Source organism: Bradyrhizobium sp. USDA 3256, from assembly GCF_054058275.1.
The window spans coordinates 571,274-596,095 of record NZ_JBSSAE010000002.1 but is presented as its reverse complement, the minus strand read 5'-3'; the positions used below and the strand labels follow the sequence as shown (position 1 = coordinate 596,095).

The window sequence follows — 24,822 nt, the reverse complement described above, 5'->3', positions numbered from 1 at the left end:
CAAGTGTCTTCGCAACAAGTCTCTTCGAATGGCGGTCGGAAGCTGGAGGTCGTCGTCGCCGGCGACGAGGGCTCGGCCCGGCTCGACCGCGTGCTCGCGCAGCGCAGTCCCGAACTGTCGCGGTCCCGGCTGAAGGCGCTGATCCTCGCCGGTTCCGTGACCGTCAAGGACGCCGTCGTCCGCGACCCCGCTTATCATGTCGCCAAGGGCGATACGATCATAATCGACGTACCGGAGGCCGCGCCCGCCGAGCCGCAGGGCGAGGACATCGCGCTCGATATCGTGTTCGAGGATGACGACATCATCGTCATCGACAAGCCGAGGGGTCTCGTCGTGCATCCCGCCGCCGGCCACGCCAGCGGAACGCTGGTCAACGCGCTGATCGCGCATTGCGGCTCGAGCCTGTCGGGCATCGGCGGGGTCAAGCGGCCGGGCATCGTGCACCGCCTCGACAAGGACACCACCGGACTGATGGTGGTCGCCAAGAACGACCAGGCCCATCAGTCGCTGACCGCGCAGTTCGCCGACCATGGCCGCACCGGCCCCATGGAGCGCGGCTACATGGCGTTCGTCTGGGGCGTGCCGAACCGGCCCCACGGCACGATCGACGCGCCGATCGATCGCCACCCGCACGCCCGCGAGAAGATGGCGGTGCGCCAGGGCGGCCGCGAGGCGATCACCCATTTCGAGGTGCTCTCGAGCTTTGCCGGCCGCGACGGCAAGCCGGTCGCCTCGCTCTTGGCGTGCCGGCTCGAGACCGGGCGGACCCATCAGATCCGCGTGCACCTTGCCCATCTCGGCCATCCGCTGCTCGGCGACAGCGTTTACGGCGCCCACTTCAAGACCAAGGCCGGGCAGCTCGGCGCGGAAGGTAAGGACACACTCACCGCCCTCGGCCGGCAGGCCCTCCACGCCTATCTGCTGGCATTGGAGCACCCCCGGACCGGGGAATTTTTGCACTGGGAAGCGCCCTTGCCGGAGGACCTGCTTCTCCTGCAACGGGCGCTGGAAGCGGCGGTATGACGCACCCCTTCCGGAAAAGCCGCGTTATGACAACAGGTTATACCTGCCACACGGGGACGTGACGTCAGCAATCCTTCCCTATCACGGACAGTTTGGTGTATGTTGCACCTGCGCTGAATATCCAGCGCGGAACATCGCAGCATGGCCGGCTTTAACCCAGCGGCCACCTGCCGGGCCCGCCGCTATCGGGGGCCTGAACCACTGGAGGGCGCTCAAATGGCCCGTACAGCTACGTTGCCGGTCCTCAATGGAGAATCCGGCCTCTCTCGATACCTCGCCGAGATCCGCAAGTTCCCGATGCTGGAACCCCAGCAGGAGTACATGCTCGCCAAGCGTTGGCGCGAGCATGACGATCGCGACGCGGCGCATAAGCTCGTCACCAGCCATCTCAGGCTCGTGGCCAAGATCGCCATGGGCTATCGCGGCTACGGCTTGCCGATCTCCGAGGTCGTCTCGGAAGGCAATGTCGGCCTGATGCAGGCGGTGAAGCGATTCGAGCCCGAGAAGGGCTTCCGTCTCGCCACTTACGCCATGTGGTGGATCAAGGCGTCAATACAAGAGTACATTCTGCGTTCCTGGTCGCTCGTGAAGATGGGCACCACCGCGAACCAGAAGAAGCTCTTCTTCAACCTGCGCAAGGCGAAGAGCAAGATCTCCGCCCTGGAAGAGGGTGATCTCCACCCCGACCAGGTCAAGCTGATTGCCAAGCGCCTCGGCGTGACCGACCAGGACGTGATCGACATGAACCGCCGCCTCGGCGGTGACGCGTCGCTCAACGCCCCGATCCGCGACGACGGCGAAGCCGGCGAATGGCAGGACTGGCTGGTCGACAACTCGCCCAACGCCGAAGCCCTGATGGCCGAGAGCGAGGAGTTCGATCATCGCCGCCAGGCCCTGAACGGTGCGATCGGCGTGCTCAACCCGCGCGAACGCCGCATCTTCGAGGCGCGGCGTCTGGCGGATGAGCCGATGACGCTGGAAGATCTCGCCGCCGAGTTCGGCGTGTCGCGCGAGCGCGTGCGGCAGATCGAGGTCCGCGCGTTCGAGAAGGTGCAGTCGGCCGTCAAGGGCACGATCGCCCGGCAGGAAGCCGCGCTCGAAGCCGCGCACTGATCGCGCAGCGATAAAGCCAACAGACACGAAAGCCGGCGGCAACGCCGGCTTTTTTGTTGTTTGCAAAGTGGTCCTCGGCACGCACCTCGATCCGGGGCGTGTCGCCATCAATCCGCCTGCCGACGAATGTCCGCATCAGCCCTCGGGTGCGGACACGCGAGGCGCACTCGGTCATGTCGGCTAACGGGCCAGTTTCGGACCTTCCCGACAGGCTGCAGTGTCTTCGTGCAACGCCACCTGTTCCCCGGATGCGTCAGGTGGCGTAGAATGTCACGGCCCTTGAAGCGGGACGTGCCGAAATCACCGTCCGGGCAAACGAGCAGCACTGGTGCTATCGGCAGGCACGCTCTCTTAGAGGCCGTTCTTTTTTCGGTTTCGCACCACCGTTCACCACGAACCTTGCGCGCTGCATTTGCGGCCGCTCGTTCGGTAACGTCGGGAGAAAAGCGATGAGGAAGGTCGATCGAAGGTCCGCACTGGGAATCGCATTGGCAGCGGTTTCGACTGCCATGATCAAGCCCGCCGCGGCTCAAGCCACGGGCTACAAGGATACGGCACCTTGGCCAGGTGTCGTGGTGCGTGAATATGAAGGCGAGACACCATCCCTGATCCCAGGATTTAAGACGGTCTCAATGCGCGATGTCATTATGCAGCCGGGATCGAAGACCATGGGCCCCCCGATGATGAATGCCATGATCTGCCATATCACTGAAGGGGAGCTTCGGCTTGAACAGGAGGGAAAGACCTTTACCGGCAAGAAGAATTTTGTCTGGACCTGTAACAAGGAAACAAAAGAGCAGGCGTACAACGATGGGAATGTGGTCGCGATCATGCGGATCACGGACCTGAAGGCCTAGGCTCTTTTTTCTTCGCAAGGGATAGCAAGAGATAGATTGTAGGAGCGGATGGCGCGCGCGACGACGCGCCATCCGCGTGCCGGACCGCTTCGGGTCAGAACGCGATATCCCCGAACTCGGATCGGGTTTCCGCTTCGTCCCCGAAAGCAGGCGTCCTGGATTTTAATGGAGTACGTGGCCCTGCTCGCCCACTGCCGCGCTATGCCGCGACATCGCGATGAAACCCAAGCCGCCGTACGCTCATTCCGCCGAAAACCACGGAGTGTCTTATGGCTTCGCCTTCACCGACTTCGACGGCACCCTTCAAGTCGCTGACGGGAAATCCGAGGGCGACGATGAACCGGCATAAACTCCAAAGCGACCCATTGATACGCGGATATTTCAATCCGGGTTCTACCCGTTCCGCAGTCGGTCTCTCCGTTGGGAGATAGTCAGCATGGCATCACCCGGAAAAATCCAGGAGTACGGATCGCAGGCACCGGATACGATTGCGGCGAAGTTATTCAACTTTGAAGTCGGCAAGTTCGCCATAAAGCCGGAACATTCCAACTGGCTGATCAGTGTCGTCGCTCCAAAATTGAGGAGCGGAGGAAGCCTTACAATTATAGGACTTGCAAGTCGTACCGGCAGCGACGATTTCAACATGGAATTGTCGCATAATAGGCTGCGGGCCGTAATTGATTTGCTTCGCAAGCAAGTGCCCAACAATTTCAAAGTTGCGCTCGAGGTGGCGAAAGGGGAACGCGCGGCCAAGTATGCAGGTGAAATGGACGGGGTGGAAAACGAAAGCTGGCGCGGTGTGATCATCTCAGTCTGGACTAAGCCAAATCCACCACCGCCACCGCCGCCACCGCCGCCTCAATCGAAACCTCAATTTTATCCGGAGGAACGCAAATTCTTCAAGCGTTGGCTTGGCTTCGGCGTTAAGTCCGGCGGACAGTTGTTAATCGGCGGCATCGAGAGCACGACCGCGTACGTCGTGAACCTGGGAGATTTGGAGACCTTCGATCTCCAGATTATTAGCAGCCGGTGGGGACTTGGTCTTGGAGGCAGCGGAGGGGCCGTTGCTGTTATCGGCTTTGGTTTCAGTGTTCCATATGAGTTGCACCGTGAACCCCTGAATGACTGGGGCGTCAATGTCGCATTTACCGAAAAGCTGATCTCGAAATCGGCACTGCAATCGATCCACAACAGCAAGTACTTCATCGATGGCTTGAAAAACGGCAGGTACGTGGCACCCGCGCTGAATACGCGAAACACCTTTACGGCTATTGGCTTGCTTCAGAACGTGAGAAATGCACTCCACACGCTGTACGGAGGATTCGAGGCAGCCAAGGGCTCGGGCGTCATTGTGCTCGACTTGCCGTTTTTAGGTGTGGGACTTGAATTGTCCGCTTTCTTGACGCGAGGAACCATGTACGTCTCGAATCCTTCCCATTGGATTGAACCGAGCTGAAGGCTCGGACGAGACTCCCAAAGCCTTGCCGCTAGCGCAGAGAATTTCGAGCCACGGTTTGGTGCCGCTCCACGAACGGTTGACCAGCCGGGTGCTCGCCAAGTTCTGATCCACAGCAGAAGACGGTGAGCAGGCATCGTACCGGTTTAACCGGCTACGTTGGCAGGGCTGAACCACGTGCGACATCGCAGCATGCGATGCTCTTTGATGTCGCAGTTTGCGGAGTGGACGAAGGTCTCTGCAGGTTACAAGGCGATCATGGTGTCCGGCGGCCCCGCGACGGAGGGGTTTCTTTTTGCTCGCCGCCGGTGTTTCCTCTGCACGGCGGAGAACGGGCATGCAGGGATCGCTGGGGGAAAAGATCGGCCAAGGCGTCTTCGCTGATGTCCACGCCTGGGCACCCGGTCAGGTCGTCAAATTGTCCAGGCCAGGTATCCCGCAGTGGGTCGTCCGGCACGAGGCGCAAATGACCCGCGCGGTCTTCGCCGCCGGCGGTCCAGCGCCGGAGGTGCTCGGCGAAGTCACCCTGGACGGCCGCTTTGGCATCGTGCTGCCGCGGTTCGATGGGCCGACCCTGACGCAGGCTACGCGCACCGGCGCCATCACGCGTGAACAAGCGGGCGCAATCCTTGCGACGCTCTGCCGTGCCGTCCACAAGACGCGACCGCCGCCGGACGCACTCTCGCTGCGCGAGGCGATGGACGCCAGATTGCGGTTCGGCGGCAGCGTGCTTCCGGAGCGCATCACCACCGGCGTCCTCGCGCTGATCGAGCACCTCGCGCCCGATGACGTGCTGTGCCATTCCGACCTTCACCCCGGCAACGTGATCATGACGGCGCAGGGTCCGAGACTGATCGACTGGCTCGGCGCGGCTCGTGCGCCCGCCGCCTATGAGATTGCACAGTGCCATGTCCTGATTGCCGAGCTTGCCCCGGAACATGCCGACGATCCGGAGCGGGCCACGGTCAATTCGGTTCTGCAGGCGGAGTATGCGCGGCTGGCCGGCATAGCCCCTGCGGCGTTGACGGCGGCGATGCAGCCCTATTTGCCGATCGTCCGCGTCTTCCTCCTGCTCGGCGGGGCCATGCCTGAGATGCGGGAGCGGCTGATCCAGCGCGTCGAGGCGGCCCTGCGCTCGGAAGACTGAATTGTCTTGGTCGCGCGTATGGCTCCGGTCTGGCCGCCAGATCGGAGCCATTTCATTTTGCCGGTCCGTGCGTTTGATCGGCCAACATGATGGTGACCTCTCCGTACGCTTCACAGCCCAAGAATAGGGCCGTTCCGTCCTAGCTGGTAAACATCGTTATTTAACCAAGGAAAATCTCTCGGGGGGCAGTTCTCAAACTGACCTACCGCCGCCTCAGCTGGCGGCCTCTTTCAACCGCAATTCTTCGAACGGCGCTCAATTGCCTGGCGTTTTCGAACCTTGCTTGGGCCTCTGAGAGGGCACTGTCGATGGCGAGTCCCAGTCAATCATTTTCAAGCAAATGAGGAGTTCGACATAGCTTTGTACTTGCCCTGACCCCGCCTCGAGTTCGCAACTTTCTCGCGGTCCTGCCGGGACAGTTAGCCAGATCGAGTTTAGCTGCTGCCGCGCAACCGCCTCGTCACTCACGCACTTACTCGCGTCCTGGGGAAGTCCCGACGCTTTATCGTCAACGGAAACGTCCGCGCAAAGCGCGTTGATATCGAAGTTGGGAACACTGTCTGAAATTTGTACGGGCGGCTGACCAACGAGCGATAATGCCAAGAGCGCTGCCTTCATGAGATCTCCCTCCCCGTCCGGTGCGCCCAGCTGGAAGGCGGATTGAGCTGGAACTGACGCGGCTTCGGAGGCTGTGGCGGCCGCCCTCCGCCCACGACGCTACATTGCGCCTTTTTCCCAGTTTCTATCCACTGCCAACCGCAATGCTGCGGCGCGCTACTACTTTTGCGCACGCGATTTGCCTGCCCGTCTGTTGGTTAGGACTAGTTCGGGATGGCAATTGCCGCGGGCATTTGCCGATTTACGATGTGCTCAGTCGTGCGGATTTGGCCGACGTTCCACCACACCTCGACCATGCGATAAGGCATGCTGGTGCTCTTGGCCATCGCGATGGTGTGGGGGTTGTAGCGCTGATCATCCGAGCAGAAGAGCGCCCCCGCCGACGACGAATAAAACGATCGCTAGACCTATCAGGCCGTACTCGACGTCATCCATCTCGATCGACCATCGAACGAGGAACGGGCAAGCCCCAGCTCAGGGGGTGAGCTGGGGCTGCCGGGGCTGGAAGGCTGTAGCGGCACAGCCTCTACTCACGACGCTACGACTTTCCCGAATTTGATCCACAAGAAACCGCTGTTGCTGCAGCGCGCTACTACCAATGCCCCACGCACGCGATCATACGGTCTCATACAGCGCACCGACGCCTGGCATGCCGCAAGTTCCGGTGCGGCCACCTAGCCCATTTTGATCAGGGGCTGCTTCTCAAGTTGTAGATCTGGGACAGAGGAATTGAGTTACTGGGCGTCGGCCATCTTCGGTCGAGATGACTGCGGTTGCGCGTTGGCTGCCGAGGGCCGGCTCGACGGCGACGCCGGTTCCTGCGATGAGACGGCAGCGTCGGGCGGCGCGCCCGGGAATGGTCGATGGGCGGCTTGTGCCGGAAGCACGATCACTTTCGCGCCGACTTTCACCCGATCATAGAGGTCCATGACGTCGTCATTGGTCAGCCGGATGCAGCCGGACGAAACCCGCTTCCCGATCGTATCGGGCTTGTTGGTGCCGTGAATTCTGTATTCGGTATCGCCCAGATACATCGCCCGGGCACCGAGCGGATTGCCGGGGCCGCCCGCCATGAACCGCGGCAGATAAGGCTGGCGCGAAATCATCTCTGCCGGCGGACGCCAGTCCGGCCATTCTGTCTTGCGGGCCACGACCTGTTCACCGGACCATGTGAAACCTTCGCGGCCGACACCGATGCCGTAGCGCACCGCCTGCCCGCCGTTCAGAACGAGATAGAGGAATGTGTTTCCGGTATCGATGACGACGGTGCCCGGCGGCTGGTGACTGACGTAGTCAACCACCTGCCGAACAAATTTTCCGGGAGCGTCAGCGACGTTTGGTGTTTCGATCCGGGGCGCGGGGACCGGGATTGGAACCGGAGCTTGCGCTGGAACCTGAACCGGTGCCGCTACGTGAATAGGAGTCGATGGCGCCGGGGCCTGGTGCGCGGCTTGCTTCCGTATCGGTTGGACGCTCGCCGGGCGCGACAGCAAACCGTACCCCAATGCGGCAGCGGCTACTGCGCCGATTGCAACTCTTCCGGCCACCGGTAGCGCGAGCGTCTCGGTCTTTCCACGTTTGGCTCGCTTACCCATACCTCTCCCCTGATCGCTATGCCCGGAAGGGGTATCCGGCAAATTTTAACAAGCTTCGAAGCGATGTCGCTCAAGCTGGAAATCGCCAAGCGTCGTTAACGCCAGTCCTTGTTCTGCAACACCCATCGTCCACATTCGATCGCCGGCCCCACCCATCCGACGAAGCGGACAAAGCAGGCGCTCTTGGCTATGTCGGCTAGGGGCCAAAAGCAGACGAATTATTGCGCTCCGGTGCGGAGGCGGGTTGGCCAACCGACACGGACCAGCGTTTCATCTGGATCAGAGACCGCAAATTCGTACATCCCCCACGGCTTGTCTTCGGGCGATTGCTGAAATTCGCGGGCCGCGGCATCAACACTCTCGAGATAAAGATAAAGCCCAAAAGGGTTTCTGCCCGGCGTCAGCCATCCCTCGACCGCGTCCGTCAGATGTAGATATCCGCCCTTCCCGTTCGACAGCATGCGATAGGTGTCGGGCTCTCCCGGAGCAGGCCTTTCGCCGTCCGGGCGCGCAAAGCCCAGCCGATTGTAGAACCGCTCCGACGCATCAAGGTCATTGCACGGCAGGATCGCGATCAAAGCTCCGGAAGGGCTCATCTTGGTGCACTCCGACGTCACGCAGCAAACTTTCGCCTGCTCTTCTCAATGTCTGAAAATTTGTCACCTTTAAGGTGGGAGTCGGGGTTGGGACAGCCACATGACCGCTTCGGGTCAGAAGGCGGTATCCCTGAGGTCGGGTCGGGTTGCCGCTTCGTCCCCGAACGCCGGCGTCCCGGATTTTGATGAGTACGCCGCCCTACTCGCCCCACTCTCGCGCCATGGTGGCGAGCGTGCAGCCCTCGCAGTAGCGGGCATCCTTGAAGTCGATCCAGTTGTGGGCGTAGACGCGCTCCGGCGGAATGCCGTAACGCGCGCGCAGCAGCTTCACCAGCACCCGCCAGGCCGCGACCTGTGCGTCGGTCGGGCCCGTCGTGACGTCGGGATAATTGCCGGCGAATTCGACGCCGATCGACGTGTCCTTGTTCACCTGGTGATAGGTCTTGCTGTTGTCGACGTATTTGTTGTCGTTGCGATCGGCGCCGTCTGTGTGGGTCGGAACGAGGTTGTCGGCGACCGCCCAATAGACCGTGCCGTCGGTTTCGACCCAGACCATGACGCCGCGCCGGGTCGGGTTCTTGTGCTGCGCCTCGGCGCCGTATCGTGCCGAGCCTTGCGGCCCCTCGGTCTGGTGCACGATGATATTGCGCCAGGGATGCGATTTGGCGACGTCACCCCAGGGCGCCAGCCAGACCATCTTCAAGCCGGGAATCTCGGGCGTGCCTTGCGATCGCGCGATGGCCGCGAGATCGGGCGTTTCGGCTGACACGGCAGCGGACAGGACCAGCGCAACGAGCGCGGTGAGCAGGCGAAGCATCATCACTGAAGATCCGGTGTCGTCTCTCTATTCAGCATGATCTTTTCGGAAAACCGCTTCGCACTTTTCCGGATCATGCTTTAGCACGCTCAGGCGCGCTTGCGCAGGCTCGCCTCGACCGTCTCGGGCAGCTTCGGCTCGTAGGTCGCGTAGCCGTTCTTGCCGCCCTTCTTGGCATCGTAGAGTGCGTGGTCGGCGGCGGCGACCAGGCGATCGGGATGCAGGCCGATCTCGCGGGTCCATTGCGCGACGCCGATCGAGACCGCGATCGGGATGTCCCTGCCGGTGCACTGCTCGGCGTCGGCGCGGCAGACCTCGAGCACGCGGCGCGCGATCATCGCGCCCTCGCGCAGCGTCGAGGACGGCAGCACGATGCAGAACTCGTCGCCGCCGGTGCGGGCCAGCATGTCGCCCGGGCGGAGCCGCGTCTGCGCCATCAGCGTGAAATGCTGCAGGCAGGCGTCGCCGGCGGCGTGGCCATGGGTGTCGTTGATGCCCTTGAAGCCGTCGAGGTCGATCACCAGCAGCGCGAACGCCTCGCCGTTGCGGTCGGAGCGCGCGCATTCCTCGGTCAGCCGCTGCAGGAGATGGCGGCGGTTGCCGACGCCGGTGAGATCGTCGAGCAGCGCGAGGTCGGCGACCTCGTTGCGCAGCCGGTCGATCGCCATCAGCAGGAAGCCGAAATTGAGCGCCATCGACAGGAACACCATCAGCAGGATCACCAGCGACTGCCCCGCAGAAAAGCGGACGAAGGAGAACTCGCCGGGCTGCAGCAGCGCGCCGACGGCGCGCAGCGCATAGATGCCGATCAGCACGGAGGCGACGATGCCGGCGAGCCGGGCACCGGGGCTGACGCGGCCGTTCTCGGACGACAGCAACAGCTTCAGCGTCAGCGCGAACGGCATGACCTGGGCAATGGTGTAGACCAGGATGCGCATCGGCATGCTGTCATAGGCGAAGATGAAGGTGCCGAGACCGGCGAAGGCCAGCGCTGTGGTCAGCAACGTGGCGCGCCAGGTCGCGGGCTTGTCGTAGAACCGCTCGATGCCCATCGCGGCAAGGCCGGCGGCGAACACCATCAAGGTCCCCGCCGCAAGCAGCGGCAGCAGCGAGTCCGTCAGCATCACGCGAAGCATCGCGCAGCTGGCGCCGGCGGAGGCGACGAGCGCCGACGCGGTCCAGAACCGCGCCGCGCCGAAAGCAGGATAGCTCCGCGCGACATAGGCCCAGATCAGCCCGAGCGCGAGAAAATTGATAATGAATACCGTCCAAAGCGTCGGAACGCTCAACATCGCCCCTGTTCGAGAGCCGTATCGGCCTCGCCTCTCCTGAAATGACCGTCTGCCCCCTCCGGGCGCTTCCTCAAATGACAATCCCCGTTGTCTTGCGGAACAGCATGCGGCCGCGCCGCTTAACGGAGCGTCACCCACAACGTGCCAATCCGCGCTGTGGTTTTGAATCGATGAAGATCTGCGCATCCGCCGTTTGCGCATCGTTAAGCATGACGGATGCGACGACGCCGCGACGCGCGACATGCGCAACGCTTTGCGAAAAAGCTGGCGAAAACGCGTAACAGTTGTGGATAACACGATGACGGCGCCGTGACAGCACGCGGCAGCAGCCTCCGAATCTGCTGAGTTTGATATCGAGGATGTTGCGAGGCTGGCCCTCCGCCAAGCATGCCTCGGAGTCGCGTTCAATCCATGAAACCCTGAGAGGATACTATGGCTAAGAAAGCGAAGAAGGCGAAGAAGGCGAAGGCGAAAAAGGCCACCAAGAAGAAGGCCGCCAAGAAGTAACGAATTCCAGCCCGGGTAGCGGCTCTCGCCCTGCCCGGGCACCCGGACCGGGACGACCGGTCGCAGCGACGTCAACCTCGAATTCACCACCCTACATCGATCGGCCCCGAACTGGCGGGGCGCATGGCAGCAGGCGCAACGCCTGCTTTTTTATTGCCTGCATCAGGGCCTGACGGCCGCGACGTCAGCGCTCCGCGAAGGCGAGCCTGGCGCCGAGCAGGGCAAAGCCCGCGGCAAAGCTCCGCCGCAGCCAGGCCATCACCTTCGGCCGGGTGATTACGCGGTCGCGCACCGAGGCGGCGAACAGCCCGTAGACTGCGAACACCGCAAAGGTCATCGCCATGAAGACACAGCTGAGCTCGACCATCCGCGCCAGCGGATGCGGCTCGTCGACCGCGATGAACTGCGGCAGGAAGGCCAGGAAGAAGATCGACAGCTTTGGATTGAGGATGTTGATCAGGATCGCGGTCACGATCACGCGCCGGCGCGAGCGCGGCTTGATCTCGGTGTCGACGGCGAGCGCGCCGCGCTCGCGCAGCGCCTGCCAGGCCATGTAGAGCAGATAGACGACGCCGCCCCATTTCAGCGCCGCGAACGCCACGGCGCTGGTGTGCAGGATGGCCGCGAGCCCGAGCATCGCCGCGATCATCTGCGGCACGATCCCGAGCGTGCAGCCGAACGCCGCCGCCACGCTCGCCCGCGCTCCCCGGGTCAACGCCACCGCGAGCGTATAGAGCACGCCGGTGCCGGGCGAGGCCACCACGATCAGCGACGTCAGCAGAAAGGACCAGGTCACTTCAAATCCGTCACTTCAAATCCTCGGCGGGCGGGACATCGTCCGCCAATATCACGGCGACGGGGACGGCGGAAGCGGCTGCCGGCCTCCGCCCGGCGCCGGCGCCCCGTTATGACGACCTGCGCCATCCGCGATGCGAAAGCTCCGACGCCTTCATCTCGGCGACCCGGATCACGTCCAGCGGCGCCCAGGGCTTGGCCCAGAACAAGGCGCCTTCGGGCAGGCGCTGCCGCAGCGGCTTGCCCGAGGTGACGATCACGTCGAGATCGGGCCTGTATTTCTTCGCGGCATAAGCGAGCTCGATGCCGGTCATGTGTCCGGCCAATTCGACGTCGGTCATCATCAGCACGACGTTGTCGCCGTTGCCCTGCAACACCAGTTCGGCGGCCTCGGCGCTCTCGCAGGCGATGACGTCGAACTCGCTTTCCTCCAGCAGCAGCCCGATCATCTCGCGCTGCATCGGGTCGTCCTCAACCACCAGGGCCTTCGCACGATAGGGCTTTGACTGTCCCATGGGTGTGGCTCCCTTGGTTTGAATGCTTCGGTTCGAGCGCGTAACATAGATTAAATGCCCAAAATCACTGGATGGTTCAGTTCCAATTTGAGAAAAGCGTGGAAATGCCGTGTTCCTCACCTGGCAACCACCACCCCCGTTGAGATGGAGCTCACCCGACATGACCGCGATCCCTGGATCCGCCGCTGCCGTGACCGGAGCCGCCAGCGGCATCGGCCGCGCGCTCGCGCATGAACTGGCGCTGCGCGGCTGCGATCTGGCGATCGCCGACCGCGACGAGGCCGGCCTGCAGGCCGCCGCCGCGGAGATCGCGAAAGCGAGCCCGCGCAAGGTCACCGTGCACCGCCTCGACGTCAGCGAGCCGGACCAGATCACGGCATTCGCGGAGGCCGCCGTTGCGGCGCATCCCTCGCTCAACATCGTCGTCAACAATGCCGGCGTCGCGCTGCTCGGCGAGTTCGGCGAGTTCGATCAGGCGCAGATGGAGTGGCTGTTCAACATCAATTTCTGGGGCGTGGTGCGCGGCACCCGCGCCTTCCTGCCGCAGCTTTCGCGGCAGCGCGAGGCACATATCGTCAACGTCTCCTCGATCTTCGGCATCATCGCCCCGCCCGGCCAGAGCGCCTATTGCGCGGCCAAGTTCGCGGTGCGCGGCTTCTCGGAGAGCCTGCGCCACGAGCTTGCGGTGGCGAACAGCCCGGTGCGCCTGTCCGTGGTGCATCCCGGCGGCGTCGCCACCAGCATCGCGCGCAACTCGCGCGCCGGCACCGGCGTCACCGACAATGCCCGCCGCGCCGAATCGATCGAGCGCTTCGACGCGCTGGCCAGGACCACGCCGACCGCGGCCGCACAGCGCATCATCGCCGGCATCGAGAAGAACCAGCCGCGCATCCTGATCGGCAAGGACGCATACTTCATGGACCTGCTACAACGCTTCCGCCCGGCGACCTACTGGAAAACGATGCAACGGATGATGGAGAAGACGGCGGCGCGGCGGATCGCGCGCGATGCCGCGAGGGCGAGCCAGTAGCACAATGGCGCGGAGCAACCCGCGCATCACCCTTCGTCCTGGCGAAAGCCGGGACCCATAACCACAGGATCGGGTTGGCGAGACACGCGGGGGCCACAGCGTCGTGCAACCAACCGACATTTGTGGTTATGGGTCCCGGGTCAAGCCCGGGACGACACCGGGGATGTTGCACGAGCAGTGAGCGAACGCACGACGCCGCGACGTGAGGCCCTGCGGCGCCGACACGCATACACCTGTCGTCCCGGCGAAAGCCGGGACCCATAACCACGGGATCGGGTTGGCGAGACACGCCGGGGCCACAGCGTCGTGCAACACCGACATTTGGGGTTATGGGTCCCGGGCCAAGCCCGGGACGACACCGAGGATGTTGCACGATCAGTGAGCGAACGCACGACGCCGCGACCCGAGGCCCTGCGGCGGCGACGCGCATACAGCCGTCGTCCCGGCGAAAGCCGGGACCCATAACCACAGGATCGGGTTGGCGAGACACGCCGGGGCCACAGCGTCGTGCACTCAACCGAAATTTGTGGTTATGGGTCCCGGGCCAAGCCCGGGACGACACCGAGGATGTTGCACGACCCGCGGGTCATACTATGCCTGCGAGTCACACCTGCGCGTCATCGCGAAACGAGATTACCCGCCCAGCTGCCTCTTCACGGCGAGCGCCAGCCGGAACAGCGGATCGCTCCGTTCCGACGGATAGAGCGCGCTCCTCGTCACCTGCGGGAAATTGTCGTTCTTCCAGAACGACGCCGGCGTGAACGAGAATTTGGCGACCAGCCGCCGGCCGAAATCCATCTCGTAGGGAAAGTAGTTCTCCTTCTGCTCGGTGCCGGACATCTCCGGATACTCGCCGAGCAGATAGCCCTCCTGGATGTGCGGGCGCACCGCAGACGGCGGGCAGACGCTGGAGAGGCGCACGATCTGCAGGCCGGCCTCGGCGCTCGCGGTGATCGCGCCGCTCAAATTCGGCACGCCGAGCACATAGAGGAAGGCGGTGCCGGTCTCCGCCAGCGAGGCAAAGGAGGCGGCGATCCGGATCGAATGGGTGACGTCGAGCAGCGGCGTGGTGCAGACCTCGTAATGCTGCAGGATCGACCAGCGCAGGATGCGATGCCGCTTCAGCCGCTCCAGTCCGAGCAGCTTTTCCCTGGCGTATTCGGCGATCAGGATCCGCTCGGCGCGTTGCAACGCATCGAACCGCCCGACCAGCGTCGCCTGATCGGGATTGCCGCGGCCGCCGCGAAACAGCGTCGGCTTCAGCGACGAATTGCGCTTGATGTTCCTGTAGTCGGCGCCTTGGCCGCGAAACAGCAGCACATGATCGCGGTTGAGGAATTGCAGCTCGGCGATCTTGGTGGCGAGCTCGAGATAGGAGCCGACGCGATGGCCCGGCCCCTCCCGCACCGCCGAGTTCTTCGCGACCTGGCATCCGCGGCGGTCGAAGAACGACCAGATTTTTTGGCTGCCGATGGTTTCCATGGAGACACCAGAATTCTCAACCCGTCATTCCGGGGCAGCCCGCAGGGCTGAATCCGGAATCCATTTTTCCATGCGTGATGCGGCCCGATGGATTCCAGGCCTGCGCCTATCGGTGTATCCCGGAATGACAGCAGATATGCGGCTCGAGATCCCGGGTTCGCGCCGAGGCGCGCGCCCTGATGCGCAATTGCGCATCGGGATGACCGCAGAGCGGTCACCGCCCCACGAGCTGATCGGCAAAATACCCGATGGTCTTGCGATAGATCACCGCCCTGTTCCACTCGCGCATCGCCTCGAAATTCGCGGTGCCCTCGCCATAGGGCGCGCCCATCTTGAAGCCGCTAGTGTGCAGGAGGTTCGCGGTCGAGGCCAGCACGTCGGCGACCGAGTGGCGCAGGTCGACATGGCCGTCGCCGTCGAAATCGACGCCGTACTTGATGTAGGACGACGGCAAGAATTGCGTCTGGCCGATCTCGCCGGCATAGGCGCCGATCATATCGTTGAGACGGAGATCGCCGCGCTGCACGATCTTGAGCGCGGCGAGCAGCTCGCCCTGGAACAGGTCGGTGCGGCGGCAATCATGCGCCAGCGTCGCGAGTACGCGGAACACCGGCAGCTTGCCCATGTCGCCCTTGCCGAAATCGGTCTCGAGCCCCCAGATCGCGACCAGGATCTGGCGCGGCACGCCGTATTGCTGCTCGATCTTCGACAGCAGCGCGGCATGCCGCTGCAGCATCGCGCGGCCGCCATTGATGCGCCCGGGCCCAACCCGGGTTGCGACATACTGCTCGAACGTCTTGTTGAAGGTGTAGCGCTGCCGCCGGTCGAAGGCGAGCACCCCGCCATCCTGCTGCACGCCGCCGAGCGCAGCCGAGATCACGTCCTGCGGGATGCCGGCGCTCGCCGCCTCCTGCGAGAACGACTGGACGAAGCCGGGAAAACTGCCGCCGCAGCGCGCGGCGTAGGAGGGGGTGGCAAGCAGCAAGGCGCCGAATACAACCGCCAAACGACACCTGAGCATGCAAAAAAATCTCCCTGCTTCGATTGGCTGATCATGCCATGGAGCAAACAAGGCAGTCAAAGTGTCGGCACGACGCTCCATCCTCGGCAGGCAGCTACGCGCCTCAATCCATGTTCGCACGCGGAATGACCACGGCGCATCCATCCATCGATCGGCACGTAGCTGAAGCTCAATCCCTGAGCTGGCGCTCCAACCCGACAAAATCGAACTCCGCCCAGCGCTCGGAGATTCTGCCGTCCCTGATCCGCCAGAACGTCATGCCGCGGAATTCGACGTGGCGGCCGGTTGGTTGAATGCCGCGCCATGGGCTGCGGTGCCGGCCGCGCCAGACGAAGCGGCCGGCGACGATGTCGCGCTCGGCCACCAGGCATTCCGCCACCGCCGACAGGTCGGCGAAGGTCTCGTGCATCGCGGCCGAATGCGCGATCACGTCCTCGGCGCTCAGCCGCTTGCCCGCCGCATGGTCGAAGAAGTCGGGCGCCAGCTGCGCCCGGATCGCCTCGGGATCGTGGCGGTTGGTCACGGCGTCGTAATGCGCGAGCACGAGCGCCTTGTTGGCGTCGATTGTGGCGTTGGACATCGGCGGTGGGTTCTCGAAGGGATGGTTGTAGAAAGAGAAGGATGCGCCTCATACGCGAATCGGACGGCATGGCGCAAGTGACGATGGTCAGAAAAAGCTCGGCTTTCGGCCGTCGCTCGTTTGCGCGCCAATACGAAAGAAGGCTGCCGGGAAACTGCGCCGGCGTGCGCGGCTCCGCCGCCAGCCGTTCCCTCGCTTCTGCGCGAACGGCCGGCCTACCGGCGGTAACATCATCCGTTGGCTTGACTGCCGGTGGCATGCAAGCGGCGGTGCCCGGGCGAGCGACACACCGCACGGCAGCATTTGCGGACGCGACGCATGAACGCCGAAGCCGCCGGCCGCGACCAAAAGCACGGGCTGGGCAAGCCGCTTCCGCCGCCAGGCGGCCGGCCGCGCTGTCTTGTTCATGCAAAGCCGCGCCGCTAAAGCCAGGCACGCCGGCTGCGACGCCGCCTTCACTGGGGACGCCATCCGATGACGCGTCTGGGGAAGAGGATGTGCTGCCGATGACGATCGCCGGGGGTTTCGCACGCGCGCGCAGGGCTGCCGCATCGATCGGTGTCGTGCTCGCGCTCGGCGCTGTTTTGAGCGCAGCGATCGACACCGCCGCCGCGCAGAACGCCCCCGCCAAGCGTGCGCCGGCGCAGGGCGCCGGCAGCACGCAGGCGATCGCCGCGCAAATGAAGAACGCCGTCGCGCTGACGCGCGGCGGCAAGGTCGACGCCGGCTATGCACAGCTGCTTGCAGCACTGGATGCCGCAGACAAGCTCGACGACGCCCAGTTCGTCATGGAGCAGTATTTCGACGCGACCGCGACGCTGCGCGCGGTCAAGCGCGACGATCTCGCCGAAAAACTGTTCGTGCGCGCGTTCCAGAGCAAGGCGGCGGCGCAACGGCCGCCCGGCAATGCCGACGTGCTGCTGATGTACGCGATCCTGCTGTCGGACCACGCCAGGATCGCCGAAGCCGTTCCGCTCTACATGAAGGCGATCGCGGCGTTCAACGCCTATTGGGGCGAAGGCTCCGAGGAATCGCTGATCGCGAGCGACAAGCTCGCGGTCGCGCTGTCCGCCAACGGCTCGGCGGCGTCGGCGACCAATTTGGGCCGGCACAATTTCGAGCGCGCGGAGAAGGCGCTGGGGCCCGACCACCGCACCACCTGGAAGCTCGCCAACAATTATGCCGACATGCTGCGCGAGATCGGCGCGCCGGCGAAGGCGCTCGAGCTCGATCTGTTCGCGATCGAGAAGCGCGCCAGACATTATGGCGAGAACCATCTCAACACGCTGGTGACGGTCAACAACGCCGGCCAGGATTTCCTCAATCTCGGCCGCTTCGACGACGCCCGCCGCTACTTCCGCCGGCACCGCGCGATCGCGGCCGCGATGGCGCCGAAGGATCCGAGCTTTGCCGGACAGGCCGACGCCTGGCTGTTCTACACCGACATGCTCGCCGCCGGCGACGCCGCGATCGCGCCGGCCGACTTGGGGCGGTTGGAGGCGATCGTCGCCAATGAGGCGAATTTTGCGGATTTCCTGCGCATCAAATCCGCGGTGCTGGCTGCCGGCCAACGCGAGCAGCGCGGCGAGCGGGACAAGGGGATGCGGCTGCGCGAGACCGCGCTGGCGATTTCGACCCGTGCCTTCACGGCGCAGCATCCGATCAGCTTCGAGATCAAGCTCGGCATCGCGGCCGCGCTGATCGCTGCTGATCCGAGCCGCGCGGTGCAGGCCTTCGCCGCGCTCGACCGCGAGATATTCGACTGGATGAAGCGCGAGGTCGGCACATCGGGCGATCGCGCCGTCGCCGAAGCGATCCGCGCCCATGCCGACCATTTCTTGTTCGCGTTCGGCCGCTTCGCCACCGGCGCCGGCTCCGCCGTGGCGCAGCCGGCCTTTGCCGCCGCCGTGCTGCGCTGGAAGACACTCGGCGGCGCCGACGCCACGGCGCTGCGCCAGCTCAAGACGCAAATGGCCGGCAAGGACGAGGAGACCGCGACGCTGCTGCGCACGGCGCTCCGGCTCAACGGCGAAAAGCAGGAGCTGTTCTCGTCGGGCAATATCGACGACTGGGCGCGATCGGTGTGGGGGCGGCAGGACGCGGCCGAGAAGGCGCTGCAGAAGCGGCTCGATGCGATCGGCATGAAGCTGCCGCAGGACCCGATCCGTCCGTCGCAGCTGCTCGCGGCGCAGGAAGCCGTCGTCAACTATTTCATCACCCGGCAATGGAAGGCGGATCGCCAGGCGAGTGCGCCGCTGGCGGCGACGGTGCTCTACGCGATCGTCGAGACTGCAACGAGCGAGCCGCGCGTGGTCGATCTCGGCGATCCCGGCCGGATGGTCGACACCGGCGTGCGCACCGAGATCGCGCGGCTGCGCGCGACGCGGGCCGCCGTGCCCGATCCCGACGCTCACGCGTCCGACGTCAAAGGCCGCTTCCAGAACCTCCGGGCGCGGCTGTTCGCGCCGCTGGAGCCGCTGCTGCAGGACAAGACCACGCTCTATGTCGTGCCCGACGGCTTCCTGTTCGCCGTGCCGTTCGCGCTGCTGCCCGGCGCCGAGGGCGGCCTGCTGGAGGACAAGTTCACGATCCGGATGCTGACCAGCCCCGATGCGCTGATCGCGATCCATGCACGCGAGACGCTCGATCAGCAGGGCGCGATGCTGCTCGCCGGCGGCATCGAATATGGCGAGCCGGGGCCGATGCCGCTGCCCGCAACCCGAACCGAGATCGAGGCGATCGCAAAACTCGCCCGCACCCGCGGCGCGCCGGTCGAGATGCTGACCGGGCGCGGCGTCAGCGAAGGCACGCTGCGCGCGGCGATCGGCAAGGCGCGCATCGCGCATCTGGCGACGCACGGCTTCTATCACGACAGCACGGCGTCGGGCCTCGATACGCTGTGGCAGAGCGGCATCGTGCTGTCGGGCGCCGGCGACGGCCGATTTCCGCTGCGCGACGAGAACGACGGCTATCTCTATGCCTTCGAATTGATGGACTGGGACCTGTCCGGGCTCGACTTGCTGGTGCTGTCGGCCTGCGAAACCGGCCGCGGCGACGAGAGCTTCGTCAGCGGCCTGCGCGGCCTGCCGACCGCGCTCGGCATCGCCGGCGCGCGCCGCGCGCTGCTGACGCTGTGGCCGGTCGCCGACGAGGGCACCGCGAACTTCACCGTGCGGTTCTACGAGCACCTCGCGGAGGGCCTGACCTATTCCGATGCGCTGCGCCAGACGAGGCGCGATGCGCGCGACGGCAAGGTCGCGGGCGCGAGCGACGCCAGCGTGTGGGCGGCGTTCGTGCTGTTCGAGGGCTGAGCCGTATATGTCGTTGATGTGACCGGACGAGCGCCGCGAGCGCATGCCGGACCGAACTGCGCCCGGCGTTGCGCAAGGGCCGCACGCAACCCGATCGCGCAGGGCAGACCGGCGCGCGGGCACCGGCGATTTGCTTTGACAGCGGCGCCCCGATCGAGGACAAGCCGCGCATGCCGAAAAAACCCGGGACCAATCCCAAAGGCGAATTCGCCTTCTTCAACGTGTTCTATGAAGACGGCTCGCAGCGCTCCAACCGCCGCGTGCCGTCGGAGCTCATTGGCGGGCTCGACGGCGACGAGCCGGTGCGCGCCTTCCTGCGCGAGCAGGACCGCGAGATCGCCGAAAAGGGCGGCCGCCCGCCGCTCGAGATCAAGTCCATCGAGCGAGTTGGGGCGAAGAAGAAGTAGCGGCGTCCAGTTAACTCTATCCACGTCATTGCGAGCGCAGCGAAGCAATCTCCTCGCAATGACGTCGGAGACGGATCAAAATGAAAACGGCGGGCCCCAGGCCCGCCGTTGTTGTTTCGATGGATTGCCGGGTCGAAGCCGGCAATGACAATCGGAAATATTAGTTGTCCAGGAAGCTCCGCAGCTTCCGCGACCGCGACGGGTGCTTCAGCTTGCGCAGCGCCTTGGCCTCGATCTGGCGGATGCGCTCGCGGGTGACCGAGAACTGCTGGCCGACTTCTTCCAGCGTGTGGTCGGTGTTCATGCCGATGCCGAAGCGCATGCGCAGCACGCGCTCCTCGCGCGGGGTGAGCGAGGCCAGCACGCGCGTGGTGGTCTCGCGCAGGTTGGACTGGATCGCGGCGTCGATCGGCAGGATCGCGTTCTTGTCCTCGATGAAATCGCCGAGATGCGAATCCTCTTCATCGCCCACCGGCGTTTCGAGCGACAGCGGCTCCTTGGCGATCTTGAGGACCTTGCGCACCTTCTCCAAGGGCATGCCGAGCTTCTCGGCGAGCTCTTCCGGGGTCGGCTCGCGGCCGATCTCGTTCAGCATCTGGCGCGAGGTGCGGACGATCTTGTTGATCGTCTCGATCATGTGCACGGGGATGCGGATGGTGCGGGCCTGGTCGGCGATCGAGCGGGTGATCGCCTGCCGGATCCACCAGGTGGCGTAGGTCGAGAACTTGTAGCCGCGGCGATATTCGAACTTATCGACCGCCTTCATCAGGCCGATATTGCCTTCCTGGATCAGGTCGAGGAACTGCAGGCCGCGGTTGGTGTACTTCTTGGCGATCGAGATCACGAGCCGGAGGTTGGCTTCCACCATCTCCTTCTTGGCCTGACGGGCCTCGCGCTCGCCCTTCTGCACGCCGTGCACGATCTTGCGGAATTCGCCGATCTCGAGCCCGGTGAGCGCCGCCAGCGACTGGATCTCGTGGCGCAGGTCCTTGATGCGGTCCTTCTCGTGATGGACGAAGTTCTTCCAGCCCTTGGCCGACAGCTTGGAGACGCGGTTGAGCCAGCGCGGGTCGAGCTCGGAGCCCTGGTAGTTGCGCAGGAAGTCCTCGCGCGCGACGCCGTGGCTGTCGCCGAGGCGCAGCAGGCGGCCCTCGAACGAGACCAGCTTCTTGTTGATGTCGTAGAGCTGCTCGACCAGCGAATCGATGCGGGCCTGGTTGAGGCGCAGCGACTTCACCTCGACGATGATCTCGTCCTTCAGCTTCTTGTACTTGCGCTCCTGCGAGGGCGACAGCGACTCGCTCTGCAGCTGGTTGGCGATGTCCTGCTCCTGCAGGCGGCGCAGCTTCTTGTACTCGGACGCGATCTTGTCGAAGGTCTCGACCACCTTCGGCTTCAGCTCGGCCTCGATGGCGGCGAGCGACATCTGGTTCTCGAACTCGTCGTCGTCCATGTCGCCTTCGGCGGCGGCCTCGGCGGGATCCTTCTCCTCGGTGGCGGCTTCGCCACCGGCGGGCGCGGCGCGGAACGGGGTCGGCGACGGCGGCGCTGCCGGCGGCGCGACGTGGGCCGGCGCGCTTCCTTGCGCATCGCCGCCATTGCCTTCAGCCGCGGCGCCCTCGGCGCCGTTGTTGCCGATCAGGTTCGGATTGATGCCGCCCTTGGACTCGGGGCCGGCATAGGTGGCTTCCAGATCGATGATGTCGCGGAGGAAGATCTTTCCTTCGTTGAGCTCATCGCGCCAGATGATGATGGCCTGGAAGGTCAGCGGGCTTTCGCAGAGGCCCGCGATCATCGCCTCGCGGCCGGCCTCGATGCGTTTTGCAATCGCGATTTCGCCTTCGCGCGACAGCAGCTCGACGGTGCCCATCTCGCGCAGATACATGCGCACGGGATCGTCGGTGCGCTCGCCGGGCTCCGACTTCTTGACCTCGGTGACGGCCTTCTGCGTGACCTCGACGAGCTCGTTGTCGGTCTCGTCGTCGCCGTCGTCCTTCTCGTCCTCGCCTTCGCTATCGTCGGCCTCGGTGACGTTGATGCCCATGTCTGACAGCATCGACATGATGTCTTCGATCTGTTCGGGCGAGGTCGTATCGGAGGGCAGCACTTCGTTGAGCTGATCGAAGGTCACGAAGCCGCGCTTCTTGGCCTGCTTGATCATCTTCTTCACCGCGGCATCCGACAGGTCGAGCAACGGCGACGGCGCGTCAGCGGCATCCTTCTCAGGAGCATCCGCTGCCTTGTCGTCCTTTTCCTTGTCCTTAACCTGCAGCGTCTTTGCCTTGGTGGCCATTCACTAAGCTCCCGAAACGCGGTCGTGCAAAATGGCGCCACGCACGCGCATCCGCACGAAATCTAGATTTACTCTCTCGACGCACAAAGGGCGGCGCAATATCTCGCCACCCCTGTCATCCGTCTCGACGGTTTCCAATCTGCAATAGCCGCGAGGCTATTAAGTTTCGCTTAACCCTGTTTTTGCAGCCAAACCATAGATTTGGCGAGTCTTTTTGCGGGTGCGACCAGCGCCGTCCGCAGCATTTTTGTTATCAGACATTACGCTGGAACCGGCCCGATAATTCGCCGAACCCTTCAATCAGGGCTTCGGTCCCGTCGGCTTCTGCCATCCGGGCCTGGATATCCTGCAACCATGCCAGATTGGCCTCGCTGGAGTCTTCAGCCAAAGCCGCTTCCGCATCTTTTCTTTCCCTAAGTAAGGCGTGGGTTTTCTGATGCAAGGCAACGAGTTGACGCCAGGTTGATAAAACATCCTCGCGCGCCGCGCCGACCTGCGCGCCCCACACCGCCTGGGTTGTGATCGCCCGCTCAACCCTTTGAAGAATCGGGGATAATCCACCCGCTTCGAGGTCGGCCCGCATCTTCTCGGCCTGCTCCTCGGCGTCAGGGGAATGGTGATGGTCGTGGGCCAAAGGCGGCGATGATGGCGGCCCTGAGCTTGTGGGCCTCGGGATGGCCGAGCTCCAGCGCCGCCACCTCCTCGAGATGGTCGTGCAGCAGCCAGGGGTGATTGATCAGGGATTGCAGGATCAGGGCCTCGCGGCGGGAGATCGCGCTGCGCTGGCCGCGCATGATCGGGCTGTTGGCCAATTGGGGGCTGGCGGCCTGATAGGGACCCCGTGAAAACCCGGGGGTGGCACCGAACCGGCCGCCCTGTGGGCCTCCCTGTCGGCCGTTTTGGGCAGGTCCCCGGGGGGCAAACTGGCGGGGTGATTCGCCGCCGCGGCCGCCGCCGAAATTCCCCCGACCGTAGCCGCCGCGGCCATAACCGCCGCGTCCGCCCTCGGGCGCAAAATTGCGCTGCAGCCGCTCCTGCAGGTCCTGCCGGTAATAGCGGCGCACCACCTCGTCGCGGATGCCGTTGGTGAGCTCGCCGATCCGCGCCTCCAGCGCGGCGCGGCGCTCGGGCGTATCGAAATTGCCGCCCTCGATCTCGCGCGACCAGATCATTTCGGCGAGCGGACGCGCGGCCGAGATCACGTCCTCGATCGCGCCGCGGCCGCCGGAGCGGGCGAGATCGTCGGGATCCTGCCCTTCCGGCAGCAGCGCAATCCGCAGGCTCTTGCCGGGCTTGAGCTGCGGCAACGCAAGGTCGGCAGCACGATAAGCCGCCTTCTGTCCGGCGCGGTCGCCGTCGAAGCAGAGGATCGGCTCGTCGACCATCTTCCAGAGCAGGCCGAGCTGGTTCTCGGTCAGCGCAGTGCCGAGCGGCGCGACAGCGCCGGGAAAGCCCGACGTGACCATGGCGATGACATCGACATAGCCCTCGACGACGATCAGCTGCGCGCCATCATGCGCGGCCTGCCGTGCGGTGAACAGATTGTAGAGATTGTCGCCCTTGTGAAATAGCGTGGTTTCCGGCGAGTTCAGGTACTTTGCCGGAACGTCCTTCTCCAGCGCACGCCCGCCGAACGCGATGACGCGGCCGCGGGCATCCGTGATCGGGAACATGACGCGGTCGCGGAAGCGATCGAACGGCACCGGCTTGTCCTCGCCGGACACCAGAAGCCCGGCCTCCACCATGTCGTCGGTGGAGATGCCTAACGCGCCGAGATGCTCCTTGAGCGCGAAGCGGTCCGGCGGCGCATAGCCCATCCGGAACTGAAGCTGGGTCGCCGGCGAGATGGCGCGGTCGGCGAGGTAGCCGCGCGCCTTGGCGCCGCCCCGTGAGGCCAGCGTGTCGGCAAAGAACTTGGTCGCCAGTTCCATCACGTCGTGCAGGGTGCGGCGGTGCTGCTCGTGCCGTGCGGCATCGGGCGTCACCGCCGGCAGCGGGACACCCGCCATCGCGGCGAGACGTTCCACTGCCTCGGGGAAAGTCACGCCCTCGGTCTTCATCAGGAAGTCGAAGATGTTGCCGTTCAGCCCGGACGAGAAGTCGAACCAGGCCTGCTTCTGGTCGTTGACGAAGAACGACGGCGTCTTCTCCTGCTGGAACGGCGACAGCCCCTTCCACTCCCGGCCGGCCTTCTTGAGCTTGACGCGCCTGCCCACGACTTCCGAGACCGGAAGCCGGGCGCGCAGCTCATCGAGGAATTCGGGCGTGAAACGCATCAGTCAGGATTTTGGGCTCGGGCGGCGAATCGCGGACAACCGGTTAGCCATATAGCGGCACGGGCCGCCATGCCGAACAATGTGGGGCTTT

At 64.4% G+C, this 24,822-nt stretch carries 18 protein-coding genes and 1 pseudogene; 8 read left to right on the top strand and 11 right to left on the bottom strand.

Going from position 1 to position 24,822, the window contains the following annotated elements; all coding sequences use genetic code 11:
- Positions 1-3: 3 nt before the first annotated feature.
- The 5 genes from ACVWY5_RS04510 (at position 4) to ACVWY5_RS04490 (ending at position 5,596) form a co-directional block, all read left to right on the top strand.
- Positions 4-1,023 carry an RluA family pseudouridine synthase gene (locus ACVWY5_RS04510; RefSeq protein ID WP_283089496.1) on the top strand — a complete coding sequence of 340 codons (1,020 nt, stop codon included), beginning with the start codon at positions 4-6 and terminating at the stop codon, positions 1,021-1,023.
- Positions 1,024-1,239: 216 nt separating this feature from the next.
- Positions 1,240-2,136 (top strand): RNA polymerase sigma factor RpoH, encoded by an 897-nt coding sequence (gene rpoH, locus ACVWY5_RS04505; protein WP_024581019.1) that lies wholly within the window; start codon positions 1,240-1,242, stop codon positions 2,134-2,136.
- 449 nt (positions 2,137-2,585) lie between these two features.
- Positions 2,586-2,993, top strand: a complete 408-nt coding sequence (locus ACVWY5_RS04500) for a hypothetical protein (protein ID WP_028333159.1) — start codon at positions 2,586-2,588, stop codon at positions 2,991-2,993.
- A gap of 436 nt (positions 2,994-3,429) precedes the next feature.
- Positions 3,430-4,449 (top strand): hypothetical protein, encoded by a 1,020-nt coding sequence (locus ACVWY5_RS04495; RefSeq protein ID WP_321176631.1) that lies wholly within the window; start codon positions 3,430-3,432, stop codon positions 4,447-4,449.
- 337 nt (positions 4,450-4,786) lie between these two features.
- Positions 4,787-5,596 (top strand): phosphotransferase, encoded by an 810-nt coding sequence (locus tag ACVWY5_RS04490; protein ID WP_028333157.1) that lies wholly within the window; start codon positions 4,787-4,789, stop codon positions 5,594-5,596.
- A gap of 1,352 nt (positions 5,597-6,948) precedes the next feature.
- On the opposite strand, the gene ACVWY5_RS04485 is transcribed toward ACVWY5_RS04490, so the two are convergent.
- The 6 genes from ACVWY5_RS04485 to ACVWY5_RS04460 all read right to left on the bottom strand — a co-directional run bounded on the left by ACVWY5_RS04485 (position 6,949) and on the right by ACVWY5_RS04460 (position 12,331).
- Positions 6,949-7,809, bottom strand: coding sequence for a L,D-transpeptidase (locus ACVWY5_RS04485; RefSeq protein WP_028333156.1), 861 nt, complete (start codon positions 7,807-7,809; stop codon positions 6,949-6,951).
- Between the two features lie 218 nt (positions 7,810-8,027).
- The gene (locus ACVWY5_RS04480; RefSeq protein WP_028333155.1) at positions 8,028-8,405 is read right to left on the bottom strand and encodes a VOC family protein; all 378 of its coding nucleotides are present in this window, start codon (positions 8,403-8,405) and stop codon (positions 8,028-8,030) included.
- 199 nt (positions 8,406-8,604) lie between these two features.
- The gene (locus ACVWY5_RS04475; RefSeq protein ID WP_038377305.1) at positions 8,605-9,225 is read right to left on the bottom strand and encodes a peptidoglycan recognition protein family protein; all 621 of its coding nucleotides are present in this window, start codon (positions 9,223-9,225) and stop codon (positions 8,605-8,607) included.
- Between the two features lie 86 nt (positions 9,226-9,311).
- Positions 9,312-10,514, bottom strand: a complete 1,203-nt coding sequence (locus tag ACVWY5_RS04470; RefSeq protein WP_028333153.1) for a GGDEF domain-containing protein — start codon at positions 10,512-10,514, stop codon at positions 9,312-9,314.
- A gap of 691 nt (positions 10,515-11,205) precedes the next feature.
- Positions 11,206-11,817, bottom strand: coding sequence for a LysE family translocator (locus tag ACVWY5_RS04465; protein ID WP_028333152.1), 612 nt, complete (start codon positions 11,815-11,817; stop codon positions 11,206-11,208).
- A 109-nt stretch (positions 11,818-11,926) separates the two neighbouring features.
- Positions 11,927-12,331, bottom strand: coding sequence for a response regulator (locus ACVWY5_RS04460; protein WP_028333151.1), 405 nt, complete (start codon positions 12,329-12,331; stop codon positions 11,927-11,929).
- Positions 12,332-12,491: 160 nt separating this feature from the next.
- On the opposite strand from ACVWY5_RS04460, the gene ACVWY5_RS04455 reads away from it, so the two are divergent.
- Entirely contained in the window at positions 12,492-13,361 is an 870-nt protein-coding gene (locus ACVWY5_RS04455) for an SDR family NAD(P)-dependent oxidoreductase (RefSeq protein WP_028333150.1), read from the top strand.
- A 633-nt stretch (positions 13,362-13,994) separates the two neighbouring features.
- Here the strand turns inward: ACVWY5_RS04455 and ACVWY5_RS04450 are convergent.
- From ACVWY5_RS04450 to ACVWY5_RS04440, 3 genes are all read right to left on the bottom strand, one after another.
- Positions 13,995-14,843: an FRG domain-containing protein gene (locus ACVWY5_RS04450; RefSeq protein WP_028333149.1), complete on the bottom strand. Its 849-nt coding sequence runs from the start codon at positions 14,841-14,843 to the stop codon at positions 13,995-13,997.
- A gap of 214 nt (positions 14,844-15,057) precedes the next feature.
- A complete protein-coding gene (locus ACVWY5_RS04445; protein ID WP_028333148.1) occupies positions 15,058-15,864 on the bottom strand; it encodes a lytic murein transglycosylase in 807 nt (268 codons plus the stop codon).
- Positions 15,865-16,033: 169 nt separating this feature from the next.
- Positions 16,034-16,444 (bottom strand): ester cyclase, encoded by a 411-nt coding sequence (locus ACVWY5_RS04440; protein ID WP_051376057.1) that lies wholly within the window; start codon positions 16,442-16,444, stop codon positions 16,034-16,036.
- 506 nt (positions 16,445-16,950) lie between these two features.
- On the opposite strand from ACVWY5_RS04440, the gene ACVWY5_RS04435 reads away from it, so the two are divergent.
- Both ACVWY5_RS04435 and ACVWY5_RS04430 read left to right on the top strand, forming a co-directional pair.
- Entirely contained in the window at positions 16,951-19,755 is a 2,805-nt protein-coding gene (locus ACVWY5_RS04435; protein WP_321176632.1) for a CHAT domain-containing tetratricopeptide repeat protein, read from the top strand.
- Positions 19,756-19,925: 170 nt separating this feature from the next.
- Positions 19,926-20,162 (top strand): hypothetical protein, encoded by a 237-nt coding sequence (locus ACVWY5_RS04430; protein WP_026192271.1) that lies wholly within the window; start codon positions 19,926-19,928, stop codon positions 20,160-20,162.
- A 160-nt stretch (positions 20,163-20,322) separates the two neighbouring features.
- On the opposite strand, the gene rpoD is transcribed toward ACVWY5_RS04430, so the two are convergent.
- Both rpoD and dnaG read right to left on the bottom strand, forming a co-directional pair.
- Complete coding sequence (gene rpoD / locus ACVWY5_RS04425; RefSeq protein WP_018269832.1) at positions 20,323-22,455, bottom strand: RNA polymerase sigma factor RpoD; 2,133 nt, start codon at positions 22,453-22,455, stop codon at positions 20,323-20,325.
- A 253-nt stretch (positions 22,456-22,708) separates the two neighbouring features.
- A pseudogene (dnaG, locus tag ACVWY5_RS04420) lies at positions 22,709-24,731 on the bottom strand (DNA primase).
- Positions 24,732-24,822 lie beyond the last annotated feature (91 nt).